Annotated in this window: 17 protein-coding genes; 8 read left to right on the forward strand and 9 right to left on the reverse strand. The window is 72.6% G+C overall.

Going from position 1 to position 20,508, the window contains the following annotated elements:
• Positions 1-101 precede the first annotated feature (101 nt).
• Complete coding sequence (locus tag ACFYXA_RS19590) at positions 102-971, forward strand: L,D-transpeptidase family protein (RefSeq protein WP_389035085.1); 870 nt, start codon at positions 102-104, stop codon at positions 969-971.
• Positions 972-1,206: 235 nt separating this feature from the next.
• Here the strand turns inward: ACFYXA_RS19590 and ACFYXA_RS19595 are convergent, their stop codons facing one another.
• The 6 genes from ACFYXA_RS19595 to ACFYXA_RS19620 all read right to left on the reverse strand — a co-directional run bounded on the left by ACFYXA_RS19595 (position 1,207) and on the right by ACFYXA_RS19620 (position 8,765).
• A complete protein-coding gene (locus ACFYXA_RS19595; protein WP_389034334.1) occupies positions 1,207-2,451 on the reverse strand; it encodes a hypothetical protein in 1,245 nt (414 codons plus the stop codon).
• Positions 2,451-3,113 carry an RNA polymerase sigma factor gene (locus tag ACFYXA_RS19600; RefSeq protein WP_351095246.1) on the reverse strand — a complete coding sequence of 221 codons (663 nt, stop codon included), beginning with the start codon at positions 3,111-3,113 and terminating at the stop codon, positions 2,451-2,453. Before ACFYXA_RS19600 ends, ACFYXA_RS19595 begins: the two co-directional genes overlap by 1 nt.
• 310 nt (positions 3,114-3,423) lie before the next feature.
• Complete coding sequence (locus tag ACFYXA_RS19605; RefSeq protein WP_389034337.1) at positions 3,424-5,433, reverse strand: glycosyl hydrolase; 2,010 nt, start codon at positions 5,431-5,433, stop codon at positions 3,424-3,426.
• A 120-nt stretch (positions 5,434-5,553) separates the two neighbouring features.
• Positions 5,554-6,408 (reverse strand): carbohydrate ABC transporter permease, encoded by an 855-nt coding sequence (locus ACFYXA_RS19610; RefSeq protein ID WP_389034341.1) that lies wholly within the window; start codon positions 6,406-6,408, stop codon positions 5,554-5,556.
• Positions 6,405-7,358: a carbohydrate ABC transporter permease gene (locus ACFYXA_RS19615; protein ID WP_389034344.1), complete on the reverse strand. Its 954-nt coding sequence runs from the start codon at positions 7,356-7,358 to the stop codon at positions 6,405-6,407. The genes ACFYXA_RS19610 and ACFYXA_RS19615 overlap by 4 nt, the downstream gene beginning before the upstream one ends.
• Before the next feature lie 87 nt (positions 7,359-7,445).
• Positions 7,446-8,765 (reverse strand): ABC transporter substrate-binding protein, encoded by a 1,320-nt coding sequence (locus ACFYXA_RS19620; RefSeq protein ID WP_389034347.1) that lies wholly within the window; start codon positions 8,763-8,765, stop codon positions 7,446-7,448.
• A 267-nt stretch (positions 8,766-9,032) separates the two neighbouring features.
• On the opposite strand from ACFYXA_RS19620, the gene ACFYXA_RS19625 reads away from it, so the two are divergent.
• The 4 genes from ACFYXA_RS19625 (at position 9,033) to ACFYXA_RS19640 (ending at position 15,589) form a co-directional block, all read left to right on the forward strand.
• Positions 9,033-11,429: a glycoside hydrolase family 2 protein gene (locus ACFYXA_RS19625; protein ID WP_389034350.1), complete on the forward strand. Its 2,397-nt coding sequence runs from the start codon at positions 9,033-9,035 to the stop codon at positions 11,427-11,429.
• Positions 11,426-12,478 carry a LacI family DNA-binding transcriptional regulator gene (locus ACFYXA_RS19630; protein ID WP_352248529.1) on the forward strand — a complete coding sequence of 351 codons (1,053 nt, stop codon included), beginning with the start codon at positions 11,426-11,428 and terminating at the stop codon, positions 12,476-12,478. Before ACFYXA_RS19625 ends, ACFYXA_RS19630 begins: the two co-directional genes overlap by 4 nt.
• 220 nt (positions 12,479-12,698) lie before the next feature.
• The gene (locus ACFYXA_RS19635) at positions 12,699-13,907 is read left to right on the forward strand and encodes a serine hydrolase domain-containing protein (protein ID WP_389034355.1); all 1,209 of its coding nucleotides are present in this window, start codon (positions 12,699-12,701) and stop codon (positions 13,905-13,907) included.
• Entirely contained in the window at positions 13,904-15,589 is a 1,686-nt protein-coding gene (locus ACFYXA_RS19640; RefSeq protein ID WP_389034358.1) for an alpha/beta fold hydrolase, read from the forward strand. The genes ACFYXA_RS19635 and ACFYXA_RS19640 overlap by 4 nt, the downstream gene beginning before the upstream one ends.
• A gap of 66 nt (positions 15,590-15,655) precedes the next feature.
• Here the strand turns inward: ACFYXA_RS19640 and ACFYXA_RS19645 are convergent, their stop codons facing one another.
• The 3 genes from ACFYXA_RS19645 to ACFYXA_RS19655 form a co-directional block, all read right to left on the reverse strand.
• The gene (locus tag ACFYXA_RS19645) at positions 15,656-16,087 is read right to left on the reverse strand and encodes a hypothetical protein (RefSeq protein ID WP_352248535.1); all 432 of its coding nucleotides are present in this window, start codon (positions 16,085-16,087) and stop codon (positions 15,656-15,658) included.
• A 148-nt stretch (positions 16,088-16,235) separates the two neighbouring features.
• Positions 16,236-16,796, reverse strand: a complete 561-nt coding sequence (locus tag ACFYXA_RS19650) for a hypothetical protein (RefSeq protein WP_352248537.1) — start codon at positions 16,794-16,796, stop codon at positions 16,236-16,238.
• Between the two features lie 150 nt (positions 16,797-16,946).
• Positions 16,947-18,590 carry a glycoside hydrolase family 20 protein gene (locus tag ACFYXA_RS19655; RefSeq protein WP_389035088.1) on the reverse strand — a complete coding sequence of 548 codons (1,644 nt, stop codon included), beginning with the start codon at positions 18,588-18,590 and terminating at the stop codon, positions 16,947-16,949.
• Positions 18,591-18,804: 214 nt separating this feature from the next.
• On the opposite strand from ACFYXA_RS19655, the gene ACFYXA_RS19660 reads away from it, so the two are divergent.
• The 3 genes from ACFYXA_RS19660 (at position 18,805) to ACFYXA_RS19670 (ending at position 20,492) form a co-directional block, all read left to right on the forward strand.
• The gene (locus tag ACFYXA_RS19660) at positions 18,805-19,365 is read left to right on the forward strand and encodes a 2-oxo-4-hydroxy-4-carboxy-5-ureidoimidazoline decarboxylase (protein WP_389034364.1); all 561 of its coding nucleotides are present in this window, start codon (positions 18,805-18,807) and stop codon (positions 19,363-19,365) included.
• Between the two features lie 258 nt (positions 19,366-19,623).
• On the forward strand, positions 19,624-20,004 hold the full coding sequence (gene sdhC, locus ACFYXA_RS19665) for a succinate dehydrogenase, cytochrome b556 subunit (RefSeq protein WP_130441295.1): 381 nt from the start codon (positions 19,624-19,626) through the stop codon (positions 20,002-20,004).
• Positions 20,005-20,009: 5 nt separating this feature from the next.
• Positions 20,010-20,492 carry a succinate dehydrogenase hydrophobic membrane anchor subunit gene (locus tag ACFYXA_RS19670; RefSeq protein WP_130441293.1) on the forward strand — a complete coding sequence of 161 codons (483 nt, stop codon included), beginning with the start codon at positions 20,010-20,012 and terminating at the stop codon, positions 20,490-20,492.
• Positions 20,493-20,508: the final 16 nt, after the last annotated feature.

The raw sequence follows: 20,508 nt of genomic DNA on the forward strand, positions 1-20,508 counted from the left end.
GTACGGGCATGACGGCAATGACGGACGCCGCGGGCTCCAAGGGCTTCACCGGCCTCCGGGGCTTCACCGGCCTCCGGGGCTTCACCGGCAGGCGCGGCAAGGTGAGAGCGGTCGCCGCCGCGGTGGGTGCGGCGGCTCTGGTGACGGTGTGCGGCTGCACGGTGCAGCCCGCCCCCGCCGACCCCAAGGGTCGGGCGCCGGTCCACGTGCGCGTCAGCCCGGGGGCGGGCGACGTCTCGGGCACTCCCGGTCCGACGGCTTCCCCGGCCGACGAGGACCCCGGGACGTCGTCGCCCACGCAGAGCCCCACGCCCTCGGCCTCGGCGGCGGCCACGCCCCCCGCCGTCCTGTGGTCGCGCGGGGCCTACGGGCGGGACGTGCGCGAACTCCAGGCGCGGCTGCGGCAGGTCGACTGGCTGCACGACGGGCCGACGGGGACGTACGACGGCGCGACCACGGAGGCCGTGAAGGGGTTCCAGGGCAAGCGCGGGCTGCCGCGCACGGGGCAGACGGACACCGTGACCTGGCAGCGGCTGCTGGCCATGACCCACGAGCCGGGCCGCTGGGAGCTGTATCTGCTGGGCGGCCAGCCCGCCGCCGCGCCCGACCCCCGGTGCCTGACCGGGCGGGTGATCTGCGTGGACAAGACCAGCCGGACGCTGCGCTGGATGATCGACGGGCGGACCGTGTCGACGATGTCGGTGCGGTTCGGCTCGCAGTACACGCCCACCCGTGAAGGTGTGTTCCAGGTCTACTGGAAGTCCCGCCACCATGTGTCCACGCTCTACGACTCGCCGATGCCGTACGCGATGTTCTTCAGCGGCGGCCAGGCGGTGCACTACTCGTCCGACTTCGCGATGCGGGGGTACGCGGGCGCGTCGCACGGCTGTGTGAACGTCCGGGACGAGGGGGCGATCGCGAAGCTGTTCGCGCAGGTGAGGAACGGCGACAAGGTCGTCGTCTCCTGGTGAGGCGACGGTGAGACGCCCGGGGGACGAACGGGGGACGTATGGGGGCGCGGGCGGGACCGGGGGAACGTGCCCCGCCCGCGCCGGGTGCACGAAGCCGTAGGTACGGGGGGAACCCCGGCTCCATGCGAGGGCCGATGACCAGTCGGCTCACTTCTCACTGCGCCGGGCCCGGCAAAAACGTCACACCTGAGCCGGAAAAATTTCGACGACGGGAGAAACCCCAGGTCACAGGGGCCTAGTCGTCGGCACCGCTCGCGCCGCCGTCGCCGTCCTCGTCGCCGTGGCCGCCGTCCGCGCCCTTGTCGCCCTTCTGGCCCCTGCCCCGGTCGTGGCCGTGATCAGGGCCGTGGCCGTGGCCGTCCCCCAGGCCGGGCTTGCCGCCGCCCCGGCCTGTGCCCTCGCCGCCGCCGGGGCCGCCGTACTGCCCGCCCCAGCCGTTCTGACCGTGGCCGCCCGGCCAGCCCTGGCCGCCGGGCTTCCCCGTGGCGCCGGTGCCGGTTCCCGTGCCGGACGGGCCGTCCGGGGTGGCGAGGACGTGCGCGCAGTACACCGGCACGCGCCAGACGCCGCCCGCGGCGCTCTCCAGGGAGCGGCGGCGCTGCTGGTTCAGGGTCTTGCCGTCCCGCAGGTCCCGGCAGGCCGCGGGCACGCCGCTCGGCCAGGCGCGGCGGTTCCCGACGCCGGGGCCGCCGCCGTCGCCCTTGCCCTTTCCCTTGCCCTTGTCGCCGGCGCTCGGGGAGGCCGGGCCGCCGCTCGCCGTGCCGCCCGGGGCGCCCGGGCCGGCCTGGCCGCCGTGGCCCGCGCCCGGCGCGGGTGAGGAGGACGGCGGAGGCGACGGGGAGTCCTGCGCGCTGGGAGGTCCGGGGGTGGCGGCGGCGGAGACGGAGGTGACGGGGGCGGGCTCGGCGGCGTCGAAGGGGGCGGGGAACCCGCCGACACCGGTCGCGGCGGCCACCCCGCCTGCCATGCCGACGGCCAGGGCGGCCGCCGCGCCCAGGCGAACGGACCGGCCCCGGCGCGACGGCGTCCGCTCGGGCCGCCCCGCGCCGATCCGCACCACCTGGGCGTCCGCCCCGTCGTCAGGCGCGGGCGCGCCCTGCGCCACGGAGGCGTCGGCCCGGGCCGCGCGGAACGCGAGCACCGCCGGGTCGGCGGCGGGGTCGCGGGAGTCGACGTAGGCGGTGGTGGGTGTCGTGCGGTCCGCGTGGATCTTGCGGAAGGCCGCCAGGGCCGACGCCTCGCCGGGGAGTTCCTCGTCCGGCGGGACCGGCGGGTCGGCGAGGGCGGCCAGGGCGTTCAGGGTGCGGGCGAGGCGTTCGGCCTCGTCACGGTGGGCGGGGGCGACAGCGTTGTCCGGCGCGTCCCCGTCCAGCAGCCGCTCCGCCGTACGGCCGTCCAGCCACCGGCCGGGCCGCCGGCGTGCGGCGGGGTCGCCGGAGGGCTCGTCGTCCTCCGGGTGGGCACAGCGCTCGTCGGCCATCACATGTCCTTCTGCGTCCGTGCGTACGCATGCGTCACACCGGCGGACGTCGTCACGGCGCGGGAGCGCGTCGCGCGCTGGGGCGGCAGCGCGTCGAGGACGCCGGCCGTCTCGGGGTCGTCGCCGAGCAGCTCGGCGAGCTTCTTCAGCCCCCGGTGGGCGGCGGTGCGTACCGCGCCGGGCCGTTTGCCGAGGGTCTCGGCGGCGGTCTTGGCGTCGAGGCCCACGACGACCCGCAGGACGACGGCCTCGGCCTGGTCCTGCGGCAGCCGGGCGATGAGGTCGAGCGTGCGGCCGGTCGCGAGGGCCTCGATGGCCTCGCCGGCGGTGTCGGACTCGGCGGGCCGGCCGGTCAGCTCCGCCTCGTCGCCGCCGACGGCGGGACGCCGGCCGCGCATGCGGATGTGGTCGAGGGCGCGGTTGCGGGCTATCCGGGCGGCCCAGCCGCGGAACCGGTCGGCGTCCCCGCTGAAGCGTTCGAGGTCGCGGGCGATCTGGAGCCAGGCCTCGGAGGTGACGTCCTCCGCTTCGAGGTCGCCGACGAGTGTGCGGACATAGCCGAGGAGCCGAGGGTGCACCGCGCGGTACACAGCACGGAACCCGGTCTCGTCCCCGCGCTGTGCCGCGAGCACCGCGGCGGTCAGCTCCGCGTCGTCCCCCACGTCGTGGTTCCTCGATTGATGATGGCGGTCTCACCGATCCACGGATGGTCCGCGACTGGTCCACGGGTGATCGCGGTGTTCCGGCCGCTCCGCCGTCCGGCGCGAAAGGCACGTTACGACCTGAAACCGCCCGTCGTCCATGTCCGTACAAAATGCAACCGAGTCGTGACGCGGGGGCTCGCCTCCGGTGTGACAAAAAACGCACTCCCGGCGCTGAGGAGAGTACGGGCCGCCGCGCGGCCCGTGCCGCGCGACGGTCGGGGCCTCTCCTGTGGGGGGTGGCGGCTCCGGCCGTCGTCGCCTCTTGAGCTCATTCGGCTCTGATGTCGTCCACGTAGACGACTCCTTTGGTCGCCGCGTCCTCTCCGTGGCCGAGGTACAGGTTGAACGCGGTCACCTTTGCGAGACGGTCCGCGTCGAGCACGGCGCCGGCGTGTTCGGTGTCCCAGGGGGCGGGCTCGAACGCGCTGAACGGCACCCTGACCTGCTTCCCGCTCGTGTCGCTCAGCGAGACCCTGTACTCGAAGTAGGCGCCGCCGGCGACGATCTGGAGCGCGGCCCCGTTCCCGGAACCGTCGCCCTGCAGCCAGAGGGCCATGGTGGTGAAGGCCGACCAGTCGGCGTCGACCGGCTTGCCGATGCCGGTGTACTCGGCGCCGGTGAAGTCGTAGGCGTAGGCCAGCCCGTGGGAGCCCGAGGACTTGTGGTCGGCCGTCAGGGTGGTGGTGTTGGCGTTGACATGGCTGTACGCCTCGCTCAGGCTGACGTCGTCACCGGCGTACCCCTCGAAGTCGTCGACCCATCCGGCCGGCAGGGGCACGGCCTCGCCGAGGAAGACGAGGGACGAGTCGGTGAACGTCCTGCCTCCCACCCGCGCGCTCACCTTCACGGTCACCGAGCGGTTGTCCAGCCACGCCGGGGAGATCGGCCAGACGCCCGACCAGAAGCCGTCGGCGTCGAGGCGCAGCGGCCGGGCGGGCCCGTCGTTCACGGAGTAGGTGACCCTGCTCGCCTTCCCGGAGGTGACCCGCACCCGGACGGTCGTCCGGGGGGCCGTCACGCGCTGCCGGTCCGTGGGGGTCACGAGGTGCAGGACCGGCGCGTTCCTGGTGGCCGTGGTCCGCAGGGAGAACACAGCGCCCAGGTCGGCGGCGAACACCGTGTACGGGTCCTGGTGGTACTTGAGGAAATCGGGCAGCAGGGGCCGGCCCGGGTAGGGGACGTAAGCGCGGTTGGCGCCGCCGAAGTTGGCCCAGGTGAGCATGAAGGTCGCCTGCCGGGCCTGCGGGTCCGCCTTGACGGCCGCCAGGAGCCGGGTGAACCAGTGCGGGTCGCGGTTCTCGGCGCCGCTCTCCCCGAACTCGGAGTAGGCGGGCACCTTGCCGCGTTCGTTCGCCAGCCGGACCACCGTCGCCAGGTCCCTCACCAGACCGTCGAGCCAGGCCGTCGAGCCCGCTGATTCGTCGTAGGCGTCGTAGCCGAGGACGTCGACGAACTCGTCGCCCGGGTAGGTCTTGAGGTAGCCCGCCGGGTCGCCTCCGAAGCCGGAGTTGGGCGAGTAGGCGTAGAGCAGGTTGCGGACGCACCGGGTGTCGCGCAGGTACTCGACGGTGTAGCGGTACACCTCGATGAACTCGGCGGACGAGGTGTGGCCCGCGCCCCACCAGAACCAGCCGCCGTTGTTCTCGTGGAAGGGGCGGAAGATCACCGGGATCAGGGTGCCGTCCGGCCGCCGCGCGCCCTTGACCGCCGCCGCGACGCGGTCGAGGAAGGCGTTGAACTCGGCGTGCTTCGCACCGCCGGGGAGGATCTGGGCGACCACCCGGCCCGAGGTGTCGTAGAAGTCCCCGCCGGTGACGAAGTTCGGCATGTGGGCGCTGAGGGTGTTGATCCCGCCCCGTGCGTCGCCCTGCCGGATGCACCGGCTGAGCGCGGCGATGTTCTCGGCCTCGGTCGCGTCCTCGCTGCCGGGGCGTTCGCGGCCGTCGAGGATGAGGGTGTCCCAGCCGAAGACCGCGGGGTGGTCGCCCACCGCCGCCAGGGTGTCGGACGCCTTGCCGTCGGGGGCGGTGAAGGTGAAGCCGTAGGTGAGGTCGTGCTGGTGACCGAACAGGATGCCCCTGCCCTGCTGCCTCTTCAGATACGCGAAGAGCGACCGGGTGGCGGGGGTCGCCTTGTCGTCGACGATCCGGACCGGCGTCGCGGTGCCGGCGGGCGCCGCCGAGGGGGCGGCGGCCGCCGACGACAGGCTGCCGGCCGTCATGGCGACCGCGGTGCCGATGACGAGGAACGTGCGGCGGTTCAGCGGCGAGTCGGTCATGTACGTCTCCTTTGACGTGGCGATTCCTCGTGCGGGAAGGGCGGCGTGCGGGAGGGGCGGCTCGCTTCGAGCCGTGGACCGGCCGAGCGGGTCACGCGGGCAAGTGGCCGGTGCCCGGCCTCACTTGCCGGCGCCGCGTGCGAACCCGTTGTAGATGTAGCGCTGGAGGAAGAGGAAGACGACGAGCGTCGGCACGATGACGAGGATCGCGCCGGCCGAGATGGCCTCCCAGTGGGCGCCGAAGGGGCCCTTGAAGCGGAACAGGGCGGTGGACATCGTGCCGAGGTCCTCGGAGGGCATGTAGAGGAACGGGATGTAGAAGTCGTTGTAGACCGTGATGCCCTTGATGATGACGACGGTGGCGATCGCCGGCTTGAGCAGCGGGAAGATGATCCGCCAGTAGACGGTGAGCGCATTGGCGCCGTCGAGCCGGGCGGCCTCGTCGAGGGAGACGGGGATGGAGCGGATGAACTGCAGGAAGATGTAGATGGACACGATGTCGGTGCCCATGTACAGCAGGATCGGCGCCCACCGGGTGTCGAAGAGACCGAAGCTGTTGACCACCTGGAAGGTGGCCACCTGCGTGGTCACGCCCGGTACCAGGGTGGCGACCAGGAACAGCCCCATGACCGGCTTCCTGCCCCGGAAGCGGAAGCGGTCGACGGCGTACGCGGTCATCGAGCCGATGATCACGGTGCCGGTGATGGAGAACAGCAGGATGAAGGCGGTGTTCCCGAACGCCGACAGCATCTGGCCGTCCCGGAAGGCCGTGGCGTAGTTGGAGAAGTTCAGCCAGTCTCCTGGCGGCTGGAAGGCGCCGCCGCCGTCCGTCGCCTCCTTCTCCGTCTTCAGCGAGGTGAGGAAGACGACGGCCAGGGGGACCAGGACCACCAGTGAGGCCAGGACCAGGGACAGATGGATGAGGACCGAGGCGATGCCCCGGGGACGGCGGCCGCCCACGGCGTCGGTGGTCATACGAGGTCGACCCTCTCGTCGGGCACGAGGCGGCGCTGGATCCAGGTGATCAGCAGGACGATCAGGAGCAGGACGACGGCGGCGGCGGAGGCCAGGCCCGTCTTGTTGAACTGGAACGCGAGCTTCACCGTCTGCATGACGAAGGTCATGGTGCCGGTGGCGCCGCCGGTCATGATGTAGGGGATCTCGAACACCGACAGCGAGCCGGACACGGCGAGGATCACGCTCAGGCTGACCACGGGCCGGATGCTCGGCAGGATCAGGTACCTGAACTGGTGCCACCGGGTGGCGCCGTCGAGCTGAGCCGCCTCGTACAGCTCACCCGGGACGGACTGGATCGCCCCCAGGAAGAGCACGAAGTTCAGGCCGGTGAAACGCCAGACGGACACGCCCGCCAGGGAGACGTTCGCGGACGTCGGTGTGCCGAGCCAGGCGCGGTCGGCGCCCACGCCGAACCAGGACAGCACCGAGTCGAGGGTGCCGCCGTCCTGGAAGAAGTACAGGAAGACGAACCCGATGGCGACGCCGTTGATGAGGTACGGGAAGAACAGGATGCCCTTGAAGAGGTTGCGCAGGCGCACGTCGAAGCTGAGGACGGTCGCGAAGTACAGGGCGACGACGATCTGCACGGCGGACGCGGCCAGGTAGTACAGGCTGACGAGGAACACCCGGAACAGCTCGGGCCGGGTGAACAGTTCGACGTAGTTGTCGGTCCCGGTGAGGTGGATCTCGGGGCTGACGCCGTCCCAGTCGGTGAAGCTGTAGTAGACCATGTTCGCCACGGGCACGTAGGTGAACGTGATCAGCAGGGCCAGCGGCGCCAGCAGGAACAGCCACGGGGTCGCCCCGCGCAGCACTCCCCGGCCGGAGGGGGAACCGCTCGCCGCCGCAGGGGCGCCGGCGCCCTCCTTGTCCACGCGCGCGGTGGACGTGTGAACGGTGTGGGTCATGTCGGCCTTTCGGTCGTCCACTTGACGCGGTCGGCGGCCGGGGCCGGCCGGAAGGCGCACGGCCCCGGACCCGGGTGTCGCTCCCCGTCAGCTGCCCGCGGACTTCGCTGCCCGGCTCCACTTCTTGTCGAGGCCGGCGAAGTAGTCCTGCAGGCTTCCGCCCTGGACGCCTCGCGCCATGTCGACGAGCTTCTGCCGGTAGTCGGGCTTGGCCAGACCGATCTCGGCCGCGTTGTCGATGGCGCTGACCTGGCTGCTCCTGGCCTCGGAGCGCTCCAGCATGCTGACACCGTTGTCCTGGAACGGCTTCAGGGTGGCGGGCAGGGCGCCGGACTTGAGCGTCGGGATCGAGCCCTCGTTCTGCGCGAAGCCGGACTTGTCGGTGAACCAGTCGACCCACGCCCGGGCGGCGGGCTTGTTCTTGGAGTGGATGCTCACCGCGTCCTGGTAGTCGGAGGAGAGCATGCTGCAGAACTTGCCGTTCGTCTGCGCGGGGAACGGCATGAAGCCGATGTCGTCGGGGTTCGTCCCCGCCGTCCTCGCCGCGTTCTGCATCTGGCTGATGGCCCAGGAGCCCAGCTGCATGGTGGCGATCTCACCGCGGGCGATCATGCCCTTGGAGTTCTCCCAGTTGGTGGTGGTGGGGTCCTTCTCGATGAGCTTCTCGTGGACGACGTCGTAGAGCAGGGTGTCGATGACGTTGAGGTCGCTGCCCGCGGCCCAGGGGGCGGTGGAGGTCGCCAGCTTGTCGTTGGCCTGCGCGTCGCAGGTGACCGAGCCGATGCTCGCGGTGCCGGCGGTCACCGGCCACTGGTCCTTGAAGTTCGTGTAGTACGGCACCGCGCCGGTCCTGGCCTTGACGGCCCTGAGGCCGGCCAGGAACTGCTCCGGGCTGGTGGGCCAGGAGGTGATGCCGGCCTTCTTCCAGACGGCCTTGTTGTAGACGAAGCCGTCGGCGTTGCCCACGGTGGCGAGGCCGTAGACCTTGCCGCCGACGTTCGCCTTGTCGGTGAAGCGGTACTTCCTGCTCAGCTCGGCGGCGCTGCCGAGGGAGGCGAAGAACGAGGGGTAGTCCTTCTTCGCTATCGCGTTGGGGATCATCAGCACGTCACCGTAGTCGGCGGTGTTCATGCGGATCTTGACTTCGCCCTCGTAGTCGGTGAGGGCGTCGAACTTCACCGTCACCTCGGGATAGACCTTGTTGAACTCGGCGGCGTACTTCTTCAGGGTCCCGTTCTGCACCAGGTCCGTACGGTGCGTCAGGACGGTGATGGTGCCGGACACGCTGCCCGGGTCCGACGCCGCGGCGGCCGACTCGCCCTTCGGTGCCGCCGCTCCCGTGCATCCCGTCGCGGTGACCGCCGTGACGGCGATCAGCGCGGCGGCGGTCAACGCTTTCCTCCCCATACGCCCAGCTCCCTCCAGTGCGCGGCTCTGACCCTCCTTCGGGCTGTCGGCACTATGGCACCGCTGAATTGAACCGGTAAAGCTCAAGAGACAAAATCGTTACCCCGACCCCTGGCGGTCGACGATCACACCGTGGCCATATCAAGGTAAAACTCGCCATAAGCCGCACACAGGGCGGAGCTATACCGGTTTATGGACATCGCTTGCCCGGACGGTTAGGTTGGCCTGCGCCGCGAGCAAGACCGACCTCCGTGAGGGGAGCCGCACATGAAGGACGTCATCCTGCTCAGCGACGGGTGGGGGCTGTGCCACGGGGACGAGGTGCTGCCCGCCCGGGTGCCGGGCTGCGTGCACGCCGATCTCCTGGACGCGGGGCTCATCCCGGACCCCTTCATCGGCGCCGACGAGCACGAGGTGGCCTGGGTCGGCGACCGCGCCTGGACGTACACCGCCCGGCTCACCGCCGAGAGCGCCCACGAGCGGACGGACCTGGTCTTCGACGGCCTCGACACCGCGGCCGAGATCACCCTGGACGGCGAGGTGCTCGGCCGGACCCGCAACATGCACCGCTCCTACCGGTTCGACGTCACCGGCCGCGGCGGCGAGCTCCGGGTGCTCTTCGCCCCGGCCCGCGAGGAGGCGGAGGCGGTGCGCAAGGCGGTCGGCGACCGGCCCAACGTCTATCCCGAACCGTCCCAGTACATCCGCAAGATGGCCTGCGCCTTCGGCTGGGACTGGGGCCCCACCGTCGTCACCGCCGGAATGTGGCGGCCGGTCCGCCTGGAGCACTGGTCGGCCGCCCGGATCTCCCAGGTCCGGCCCGCGGTCACGGTCGCCGGGACAAGCGGACGGGTGGAGGTCCACCTCACCGTGGAGCGCACCGCCACCATCGCCGGGCGCCCACTGACCGCGCGGGCCTCGGTGGCCGGCGTCGGCACCGAAGCCGCCGTCGAGGGCACGGAGGCGACCCTCGTCCTGGACGTTCCCGAGCCGGAACTGTGGTGGCCGCGCGGGCTGGGCGAACAGCCGCTCCACGACCTGGCGGTCACCCTCGCCGACGGCGACGGCACGCTGGACACCTGGCGGCGCCGGATCGGCTTCCGCACCATCGAACTCGACCGCACCGCCGACGAGCACGGCACCGGCTTCACCCTCGTCGTCAACGGCGTGCGCCTCTTCACCCGCGGCGTGAACTGGATCCCCGACGACGTCCTGCCCTCCCGCGTCACCCCCGAGCGCTACCGCCACCGCCTCACCCAGGCCGCTGACGCGAACGCCGACCTCGTCCGCGTCTGGGGCGGCGGCATCTACGAGGACGAGGCCTTCTACGACGCCTGCGACGAACTCGGCCTGCTGGTGTGGCAGGACTTCCTGTTCGCCTGCTCCGCCTACCCCGAGGAGCAGCCGCTGCGCGGCGAGGTGGAGGCCGAGGCGCGGGAGAACGTCGTCCGTCTCATGCCGCACCCCTCGCTGGTGGTGTGGAACGGCAACAACGAGAACCTGTGGGGCTTCCGGGACTGGGGGTGGGAGCCCCGACTCGCCGGGGACTCCTGGGGCGAGGGGTACTACCTGGGCCTGCTGCCGCGGGTCGTGGCCGAGCTGGACCCGACCCGGCCGTACACGGCGGGCAGCCCCTGGTCCGGCTCCTGGGACCACCACCCCAACGACCCGGCGCACGGCACCCACCACTCCTGGGAGGTGTGGAACCGCCGCGACTTCGCCGAGTACCGCGACAGCGTGCCCCGGTTCGTCGCCGAGTTCGGCTGGCAGGCGCCGCCCGCCCTGGCCACCCTGCGCCGCGCCCTGCCGGGCGAGGACCTGGCGCCCGACTCGCCCGGCATGCTGCACCACCAGAAGGCCGAGGACGGCAACGGCAAGCTGAACCGCGGGGTGGCACGCCACTTCACGCTCCCCGAGGGCGACTTCGACCGCTGGCACTACCTGACCCAGGTGGTCCAGGCACGGGCGGTCGCCGCGGGCGTCGAGCACTGGCGCTCCCACTGGCCCCGCTGCGCGGGCACGATCGTGTGGCAGCTCAACGACTGCTGGCCGGTCAGTTCCTGGTCAGCCGTCGACGGGGACGGCCGGCTCAAGCCACTCCACCACGAGCTGCGGCGCCTGTACGCCGACCGGCTGCTCACCCTCCAGCCCGCCCCGGAGGGGGTCGTGCTCGGGCTGGTCAACCAGTCGGCCGCGCCCTGGCGGGCGGAGGTCACCGTCCGCCGGATCACCGCCGGCGGGAGCGTGTCGGCCCGGGTGCCGGTCACCGTGGAGGTGGCCGCGCGCGACGCCGTCCGGACACCGCTGCCCGTGGACGCGCTCGGCGTCACCGGGGAGGGAGAGTTCCTGGTCGCGGACGTGGACGGGCTGCGCGCCGTGCACTTCCCCGTGCCGGACCGCGCGTTCCCCTACCCGCGCCCCCGGTTCGACGTGCGCGTGGAACCGGTCGCCGGTGCTGCGGATACAGTCGACGTCGTGGTCACAGCGCACACCCTCGTACGGGACCTCCTCCTGCAACCCGACCGCCTCGCCCCCGACGCGACGGCCGACACAGGTCTCGTCACCCTGCTTCCCGGCGAGCGGACCAGGATCCGGGTGGGCGGCTGGCCCGAGCCCGACGCCTCGGCGGCCCGGGCGGCCGTCTTCTGCGTGGAACCGACGTGAGCGCAGCACCTCCCCGGCGCGTCACCATCAAGGACGTGGCGGCCCGGGCCGGCGTGTCGAAGGGAGCGGTGTCGCTCGCCTTCAACGACAGGCCCGGCGTGTCCGACGCCACCCGTGACCGCATCTTCCAGGCGGCCCGGGACCTGGGCTGGGCCCCCAACGTCCGGGCCCGCGGCCTGTCGTCCGGGGCCAGGGTCGACACCATCGGCCTCGCCATCTGCCGGCCGGCCCGGCTGCTCGGTCTGGAGCCGTTCTACATGGAGTTCATCTCCGGGGTGGAGAGCGTGCTGGCCGAGCGGTCCTGCTCGCTCCTGCTGCACCTGGTGCGGGACGTGGAAGAGGAGATCGCGCTCCAGCAGCGGTGGTGGCAGGGCCGGCAGGTCGGCGGGTCGATCCTGGTCGACTTCCGGGAGAACGATCCCCGCGTGCCCGCGCTGCGGGCCATCGGGCTCCCCGCGGTGGCGGTCGGCCACCCGTCGCTGACGGGCGGCTTCACCTCGGTGTGGACGGACGACGCCACCGCCGCCACGGAGGCCGTGCGCTATCTCGCGGCGCTCGGCCATCGCCGTATCGCCCGCGTCGGCGGGCCCGCCGGACTCGGGCACAGCGCCATCCGCGCGAAGGCGTTCACCGAGGCCACGCGCGAACTGGGCCTGGCCGACGACCTTCAGATCGCCACCGGTTACGAGGGCGAGGAGGGGGCCCGCGCCACCCGTTCCCTGCTGCTCATGGCCGAGCGGCCCACGGCCGTCCTCTACGACAACGACATCATGGCCGTCGCCGGGACGGCCGTCGCCGCCGAACTGGGCCTGTCGGTGCCGCGTGACCTCTCCCTGCTCGCCTGGGACGACTCCCAGCTGTGCCGGCTGACCCACCCGCCGCTGTCCGCGATGAGCCACGACGTGCACGGGTTCGGCGCGGACGTCGCCCGGACCCTGTTCGCGGTCATCGACGACGAGGAAGCCCGATCCCACCAGGTCGCCACCCCTTCGCTCACCCCCCGCGGCTCGACGGCGCCGCCACAGGGCCAGGGCGTGTCCCGAAAGTAGCCTCGTCGAGCCCGGCCTGGCCTCGGGCGGCCTGGAAGCACTCCTCGACGCTCCAGCGGACGACACGTACGACCGCCGGACCCCCCCCCCGCCCATAGCAGCGGTCGGCCCACCCCGTCCAGGGGGCCGGCTCCCGGCTCGCCGCTCGGGCCGGCTGCACCGCGCAAGCACCTGCCTGCCGGAGTGATCACGGGGCGGCCCATGCCTACCGTGAGGTGGCATGCCGACCTTCTTACCGATCACGGAGACCGGCCGGCGCGCCGGTCTCGCGGCCCTCGTGGCCGCCGTCGTCCTGGCCACCGGCCCGGCGGCGACCGCGCAGGCGCCGGACTCACGCGCCGCCCGGAACTGCGGCACGCACGACGGGACCCGGCAGGCACTGCGTGCCCTCACCGACCACGACGGCATCACCGGGGCAGCGGTCCTGGTGACCGACCCCGACGCCCCTGGATCCTGCGGGCGTTGGAGCGAGGCCGCCGGAACCGCCGATGTGCGCACCGGACGCCCGATGAACGCCACCGACCGGCTGCGGGCCGGCAGTGTGACCAAGACGTTCACCGCTACCGTCGTCCTGCAACTCGTCGCCGAACGCCGCCTCGCCCTGGACGCCCCCGTCGACCGCTATCTGCCCGGCCTGCTCCCGGGCGGCGGACCCGACGGCCGGCCGATCACCGTGCGGCAACTCCTCAGGCACACCAGCGGGTTGCCCGACTTCCTCGACGCCCCCGAGTGGGAGCGTCCCGAACAGCGGCGGTACCGGCACTTCGAGCCGCGCGACCTCGTCGCCCGTGCGCTCGAACTGCCCCGCCCCCAGGGCACGTGGCACTACGCCACCACCAACTACCTGGTCCTCGGCATGATCGTCCGCGAGGTCACCGGCCGTTCCGCCGAGTCGGAGATCACTCGCCGGGTCATCGAGCCGCTCGGGCTCCGCGACACCGGTTGGCCCGGTGACGACGTCCACCTGCGAGGACCGCACTCCCGCAGCTACTTCACCGACGGCGACGGCCGGCGCGTCGACGGCACCGCCTGGAACATGACGTTCGGCGGAGTCGGCGGCGCCCTCGTCTCGTCACCGGGCGACCTGACACGGTTCGCCACCGCCCTGTTCGACGGCCGCCTGCTGCCCGCGGCCCAACTCGCGGAGATGCGGCGGACGGTGGAGGTCGACGCCGACCGGCTCTGGCCGGGTGCCCGCTACGGGCTGGGCCTGATCTCGACGCCGCTGTCCTGCGGCGGGACGTGGTGGGGGCACGCGGGGACGGTGCCCGGCGGTCACCGGGCACTGGTCGCCGTCGGTCCGGGCGGCCGCAGCGTCGCCGTCGCCCTCAACGAGGTGCCCGCCTCGCTCCGCGCCGAGTCCGACTTCCTCGACCTCGTCGACCAGTCCCTCTGCGAGGGCACCCCTTCCGAAAGGACCTACGCATGACCGGCTCCCCCTCTCCCCTGCCCGGCGGCCGACCGGGAGCGGCCGCATCCACCACCGGCCTCTCGTCGACCACCGGCCGCGGACGCGGGCTCACGAGCAGCGGCCCGCGCCGGCTCGTGTCGCGCGCCGCGGCGGGGGCCGCGCTCCTGCTGGCCGGGACCCTCACGGTCGTCGCCTCGCCCGTCGCCGCGTCGCCCGCCGTCGCCTCGCCCGCCGCGGCGGAACCCGCCCGCGCGACCGGCGACCCCCTCGCCCGCTACCACCGCCAGCACCTCGACTGGAGGAGCTGTGTCCTCGGGCCCGAAGACGAGACCGGCAGGGAGTTGGCGAAGGCCGGCGCCCGGTGCGCCGACGTCACGGTCCCGTTGAACTACGACGAGCCGAACGGCCGTACGATCACCGTCGCCGTCTCGCGCATCCGGGCCACCGACACGGACCGGCGGGTGGGCGCGCTGCTGCTCAACGGCGGGGGCCCGGGCGGTCAGACGATCGGGGACCCGCCGTGGGTGCGCGCCTCGATGAAGCAGGTCGGTGAGCGCTACGACGTGGTGGGCGTCGACCCCCGTTTCGTCGGGCGCAGCACGCCGCTGGACTGCCGGTGGCCCACCGGCTCCTTCATCCGCGGCGCGGGGAAGGACCGTGCCGGGTTCGACCGCACGGTGGCGCTGGCCAAGGACCTCGCCGATCGCTGCCGGGCGTCCCAGGGCGACGTCCTGCCGTACGCCACCACCCGGAACACCGCCCGCGACCTGGACGTCGTCCGCGCCGCGCTCGGCGAACGCCGCATCTCCTACCTCGGCTACTCGTACGGCACCTACCTCGGTCAGGTGTACGCGACGATGTTCCCCGGCCGCACCGACCGGGTCGTCCTGGACGGCGTCGTCGACCCCGACCGCTACAGCCCGCGGTTGCTGCGCGGCACGGAGTCGGCCAACAGGCGCGCCCTGGAGGGCTGGGCCGCTTGGGCGGCCGCCCGTGACTCGGCGTACGGTCTTGGCCGCACCCGGGACGAGGTGCTGGCGGTCGTGGACGGCGTGCGGGAGGCGGCCGGGCGGGCCCCGCTGGTGATCGGCCACCACCGGGTGGACGAGCACGTGCTGCCCGTCGTCGTCTTCAGCGGCCTCTCCCAGGACAACGACGACGCCTACGCCGATCTCGCCGGGGCCGTACGGGACATGCGGCGCGCCGCCGAAGGCCGTCCGGTCACCCCCTCACCGGGATTCGCCGCGACGCTCTCCTTCCTGCTGGACGGATCGGCGTCCGCGTACGGCAGCGTCCAGACGGCCGTCCTGTGCGGGGACGTGCCGGCGCCGCGTTCACCGGAGCTGTACTGGCGTGACGTCGAACGGGCCCGCGCCCAGGACCCGTTGTTCGGCCCCGTCACCCAGTCCATCGGGCCGTGCGCCTTCTGGGACCGACCGCGCGAGCGCCCGACCGCGATCCGCGGCGACCTGCCGGCCCTGCTGGTCAGCGCCACGGGCGACCCGCGCACCGTCCACCGGAACGCGCAGGCCGTGCGCCGCATGTGGCCCTCCTCGCGCCTGGTGACCCTCCGCGACGCGGACCAGCACGCCGTGTACGGCGTGTTCGGCAGCGGCTGCGTCGACACGACGGTCAACACCTACCTGGCCACCGGCCGCCTGCCGTCCACCGACGTCACCTGCGCCCGGTCCGCGGGCTGAGTGGCGCGGACCGGCGTCCACGGCGGGCACAGGGGCGGGTGATCCCAGGGCAGCCCCCAGGTGACGTCACCTCGTCGAGGCGGGGCCGCCGGTGGTCGCGTCCCGGCACAGCAGGCGCAGCGAGCCGTGTCCTGCGAAGCAGCGGTGGGCCTCGTCGATCGGGTCCCAGAGGCGGCCGTCGGGCGTGCGGACCCAGTGGTCGCCGCCCGTCGCCCACCACTCCCCGCCCGTCTCACGGGCGAGCACCTCGCCCGCGTACGAGCCGAGCCCGCGCAGCACGCCGTCCACGGCGGCGTACGGCGTGCCCTCGCGCCGCAGGTCCTCGATGAGCCGGTCGACACGCCACAGGCTCCGCGCCGAGTAGTCGAGCCGCAGCCGCGCGCCCTCGCGCAGGGTGGCCACGGCGTCGGACGCCCACCGCGCGGGTTTCGCGGCGGCGTGGGGGCGTCCCTCGGGGGCTTGCGGGGTCTGCGGGAAGGCTGTCGTCGCGCTGGTCATACCAGCGATCATGTGCGGAAGGGACCGCGTTCGTCACCGGGTCGAGCGCCCGGACCCGGGTGTTTTCCCGGACCGGTGCAGGACCACCCCGCCTCCCCCGCAGCACGCCCACACGACCCCCATAGGCCGCGCCCTGCCTCGGGAGACCTCAGCCCGCGGCGCGGGCCCGGCGGGAGACCGCGGCGCGCAGGACGCGGCGGCCCTCCGTGGTGAGGCCCAGGGCCTGCCGCAGGCCGCCCGCGCCGTGGGCGGCGAGGACCTCCAGGACGGTGAGCTGGCGGCGCAGCTCGGCGGCGGCGAGCGGGGGCATGCCCTCGGTGTCGCCGGCGCGGCGCGCGTCGAGCGGGGCCGGGTCGTCGGCCGGGTCGAGGAGCCGGTGGATGCCGAGGGAGGCGACCGAGCAGGCCTCGGCCCACTCCCGCAGCTCGGCGGCGGAGCGCCCGGCGGGAGCCGTGTCGAGCATGCGCCGCGCCAGCCGCACGGACTCGTCGCCGGCGTCCGCGTCGGAGCCGGAGTCCAGTTTCGCCCGCACCTGCTCGACCAGCGCGCCCCAGCCCGCCGGGTCGGAGTCGTCGGTGAGGTTCGCCCACAGCGGGCGCAGGATCTCGTCGTCGCCGCCCAGCAGCGGCACGCACCGATCCAAACAAGCCAGTCCGCTCGCCGCCAGGCCGCGATCGTCCGCCGTGGCGATGAGGTCCACCACGCTCATGCACGCCTCCCTCCCCCGGGCTCATCCTTACGGAGCCCGCAGTTCCCCTCACTGCGTGCGACAGTCAGGGAGTGTCAAAGGGTGCACGGCAAAACGGATCAACGCAAGGATTCAGCCACGATCACCCCGCGCCGATCCGCTGAGGCCCCGTCAGCCCAGCCGGTCGGCCAGGGCCTTGAACTGGGTCCAGGACTGCTTCGGCGCGCCCGGGTCCCACAGCTTCTGGACGGTCGCCCGCAGCGGCATCCGGATGCCGGCCGCGACCTGGTCCTGCGTCTGGGAGTTCGCGAGGTCGCACCAGACGGCGAAGGTCCCGCCGAGTATCTGGCCGTCGTACTTCGCGGGCACCGCAGTGCTGCCGCGCAGCACCCGCGGGGTCCACTGCTCGTAGATCCGCTGCCCCGTCGGGTAGACGAAGGTCTGGGGCTCGCCGAGGACGTAGTACAGGTACTCGTCGTTGTAGTTGATCACCTTGCGGCCGGTGCTCAGGTAGGCGAGGGGCTGCCGGGCGCCGATCTCCTTGCCGGTCCAGTAGGCGGCCTCCAGGTCGCCGGCGGCCTTCACCGTCGTCTGCCGGAAGAAGCCGTCGTTCCACACCCGCATGGTCCGGTCGTGGGCGCGGACGGTGTCGGCGCGGGCGTTCAGCCAGCCGGTGGCGAGGTCGGCGACCCCCGCGCCGGGGCCGTAGGCCTTGCGGGCGGCGGCCGCGAGCTGCGGGTAGGACGCCTCGGGGTCGGAGACGGTCAGCGCCTGGTACTCGTCGCCGCCGAGGTGCCACTGCGCTCCCGGGAACAGCCCGGCGAACTCGTTCAGCAGGTCGTCCAGGAGGGCGGCGGAGGCGGGCTTGGAGATGTCGATCGCCCCGCGGGTGGCCGTGCCCCGCACGTTGCGCAGTTGCAGCTCGGGGTGGGCGGCGAGGACCGCGCCCAGATGGCCGGGCGAGTCGATCTCGGGCACGACGGTGATGTGGCGGCTCGCCGCGAGGTCGACGATCCGCTTGACCTGCGCCTTGGTGAGGTGCTTGGCCGAGACGATCTCGGGGTGGGTGTCGGACTGGATCCGGAAGGCCTGGTCGTCGGAGAAGTGCAGCCCGATCTCGTTGTACTTCAGGTCGCCCAGCTCGCGTACGCGGTCCTCGATCCAGTCCGGCGTGAAGTTCTTGCGGGCGATGTCGAGCATGAACCCGCGCCGCGGCTTGGCCGGCTCGTCGCGGACGACGCCCTCGGGGGCCGTGCCGCCGCCGAGCACCTCCTGCTTCAGCGTGCGCGTGCCGTAGAACACCCCGGCGTCGGACGGCCCGCTGACGGTCACCTGCCCGCCCCGCACGGTCATGGTGTACGACTCCGGGTTCGCGCCCGCGCCCTTGTTCCGCGTCAGCCGCAGGTCCCCCGCCCGGCTGTCGCCCCGTACGCCCGCGTACGTCATCTTCAGCTCGCCGGCTATCAGCTTCCCCTCGTCGGCGAGGCCCGCGTCGCCCACCACCACCCGGTGTCCGGCGGCCGGACGCCAGCCGGGGCCGCGCTCGGCGGTGTGCGAGCGGACCGCGGGTATCGTCCGCGGCGGCTGCGAGAGCGGGTACGAGCGACTGGGCGAGGGGCTCGCGGCCGCTGCGGGGCCGTCCGCGGACCTGCCGCCGGCCGCCTTGCCGCCGCCCGGGGCCGGGCTGCCGGCGCCGGTCTGCCGCGCCGCCGCTCCGGCCGGTGCTCCGTCGTCCCCGTCGCCGGAGGCCCACACGCCCACCCCGGCTCCCAGGACGACGACGAGACCGCCCGCCAGCAGGGCCCGCCTCGTCACTTTCTGCGGGTTCTTCTCCGGCGCCCTGCGCCGGTGCCTGTGCCTGCTCACTCCGCCAACCTACGACCCGAGGGCGAGTCAAGCGCGCCGAAGGGGTCTACTCCCGATTCCGAAACTCTCCCGTGCGGGTGAAATTCGGGCATCTCTCGGACAGGTCATGACCACTCTCGATAACGTGGTCACACCATTCACAAGATCCCCTGACATCTCACACGTGACGCGAGGACCCACGCTGTCTGCGCACCGTATCTCCCGCCTCCCGGGCGGCGTCGCCATACCGGCGCTCCCCGAGCAGACCCGTATGCCCTCGCCCGCCCTGGACAGGTTCAACGGCGCACCGGACGACGAGGCCCGCCGCGCCCTCCTGACCTGCCTGCACAGCCCGCGCTGGGCCCGCAACGTCGCGGACCACCGCCCCTACCCCACGTCGGACGCCCTGCTGGCCGCGTCCGACGAGGCGGCGTACGACCTGACCCCGGCCGACCTGGCGGAAGCCCTGGCCGCGGAGTCCCTCCCCGCCCTCCCGGCCGACGCCTACGGAGCCGCCCACACCGCCCTCAGCGCGGCCCACGCCGCCTACGAGTCCCGCTTCGGCCACGCCTTCGTCCTGTACCTCGGCGACACGCCTCCCGAGGAATCCCTGGACCGCACCCTCGAAGCATTCCGGTCACGATTGACGAACGATCCGGAGACGGAGCGGGAGGTGGCGGCCGAAGAACTCCGCCGCCTGGCAAGAAGGCGGTTGATGACCCACTTGAGGGGCGCGGGGCTGTAATCGATGTGCGGCTACCGCCGCGTGCGCGCGACCAGCAGCCACGGCGCATCCGAAGTCGGCGGATAACCGAACAAACCACCCCCGCCACCGCCGAGGGTTCACCCGAACGCGTGCCACTTTGATCACACCGCGAGACCCCCGCTCAGCGCCGCAGGCACACGTCGCTACGATGCTGGGGGCCGGTGGACCGTACCCGGCCGGGCCCGACCGACAGCACAAGCCGGCAGGCCCCGATACCCCGCTCCCGGAGGGACTTCCGTGCCGGCTGGAACGCTGTACCGCGGCCGGGAAGGAATGTGGTCCTGGGTGGCTCACCGAGTCACCGGCGTCCTCATCTTCTTCTTCCTGTTCGTACACGTGCTGGACACCGCACTCGTGCGTGTCTCCCCCGAGGACTACGACAAGGTCGTAGCCACGTACAAGACGCCGATCGTGGCCGTGCTGGAGTACGGCCTCGTCGCCGCCATCCTCTTCCACGCGCTGAACGGCCTGCGTGTCATCGCCGTCGACTTCTGGTCGAAGGGCCCGCGCTACCAGAAGCAGATGCTCTGGACCGTCGTGGGCATCTGGGTCGTGCTGATGCTCGGGGCGATCTACCCCGTCCTCGGCCACGCCGCTCGTGAAGTCCTCGGGAGCTGAGACAGATGGCGACCACTGAAACCACCGCTTCCGGCATCGGCCCCGTCGAGGGCGGTTCCGGCTACAGCGTCGACAACCCGGCCCCGCTGATCGAGGCCCCGCGCAAGCGCACCAAGAAGTCCCCGAAGTCGACCCGGGGCAACTTCGAGATGGCCGCGTGGCTGTTCATGCGCCTGTCCGGCGTGGTGCTCGTCGTGCTGGTCATCGGCCACCTGCTCATCCAGCTGGTGCTGGACGGCGGCGTCTCGAAGATCGGCTTCGCCTTCGTGGCCGGCCGCTGGGCGTCCCCGTTCTGGCAGGTCTGGGACCTGCTGATGCTGTGGCTGGCCATGCTGCACGGGGCGAACGGTCTGCGCACGGTCATCAACGACTACGCGGAGCGCGCGAACACCCGGCTGTGGCTCAAGGGCCTGCTCTACACCGCCACGGTGTTCACCATCCTGCTGGGCACGCTGGTGATCTTCACCTTCGACCCGAACATCCGCTAGGCACGGGGCTGCGAGA

The sequence above is a fragment of the Streptomyces sp. NPDC002566 genome (assembly GCF_042889585.1).
Taxonomy (GTDB): domain Bacteria; phylum Actinomycetota; class Actinomycetes; order Streptomycetales; family Streptomycetaceae; genus Streptomyces.

Coding starts and splice junctions, on each gene's coding strand:
- ACFYXA_RS19640 (WP_389034358.1), top strand. CDS start 13,904: ATGACCGGCTCCCCCTCTCCCCTGCCCGGCGGCCGACCGGGAGCGGCC.
- ACFYXA_RS19635 (WP_389034355.1), top strand. CDS start 12,699: ATGCCGACCTTCTTACCGATCACGGAGACCGGCCGGCGCGCCGGTCTC.
- ACFYXA_RS19670 (WP_130441293.1), top strand. CDS start 20,010: ATGGCGACCACTGAAACCACCGCTTCCGGCATCGGCCCCGTCGAGGGC.
- ACFYXA_RS19650 (WP_352248537.1), bottom strand. CDS start 16,796: ATGAGCGTGGTGGACCTCATCGCCACGGCGGACGATCGCGGCCTGGCG.
- ACFYXA_RS19610 (WP_389034341.1), bottom strand. CDS start 6,408: ATGACCACCGACGCCGTGGGCGGCCGCCGTCCCCGGGGCATCGCCTCG.
- ACFYXA_RS19645 (WP_352248535.1), bottom strand. CDS start 16,087: ATGACCAGCGCGACGACAGCCTTCCCGCAGACCCCGCAAGCCCCCGAG.
- ACFYXA_RS19595 (WP_389034334.1), bottom strand. CDS start 2,451: ATGGCCGACGAGCGCTGTGCCCACCCGGAGGACGACGAGCCCTCCGGC.
- ACFYXA_RS19620 (WP_389034347.1), bottom strand. CDS start 8,765: ATGGGGAGGAAAGCGTTGACCGCCGCCGCGCTGATCGCCGTCACGGCG.
- ACFYXA_RS19605 (WP_389034337.1), bottom strand. CDS start 5,433: ATGACCGACTCGCCGCTGAACCGCCGCACGTTCCTCGTCATCGGCACC.
- ACFYXA_RS19625 (WP_389034350.1), top strand. CDS start 9,033: ATGAAGGACGTCATCCTGCTCAGCGACGGGTGGGGGCTGTGCCACGGG.
- ACFYXA_RS19615 (WP_389034344.1), bottom strand. CDS start 7,358: ATGACCCACACCGTTCACACGTCCACCGCGCGCGTGGACAAGGAGGGC.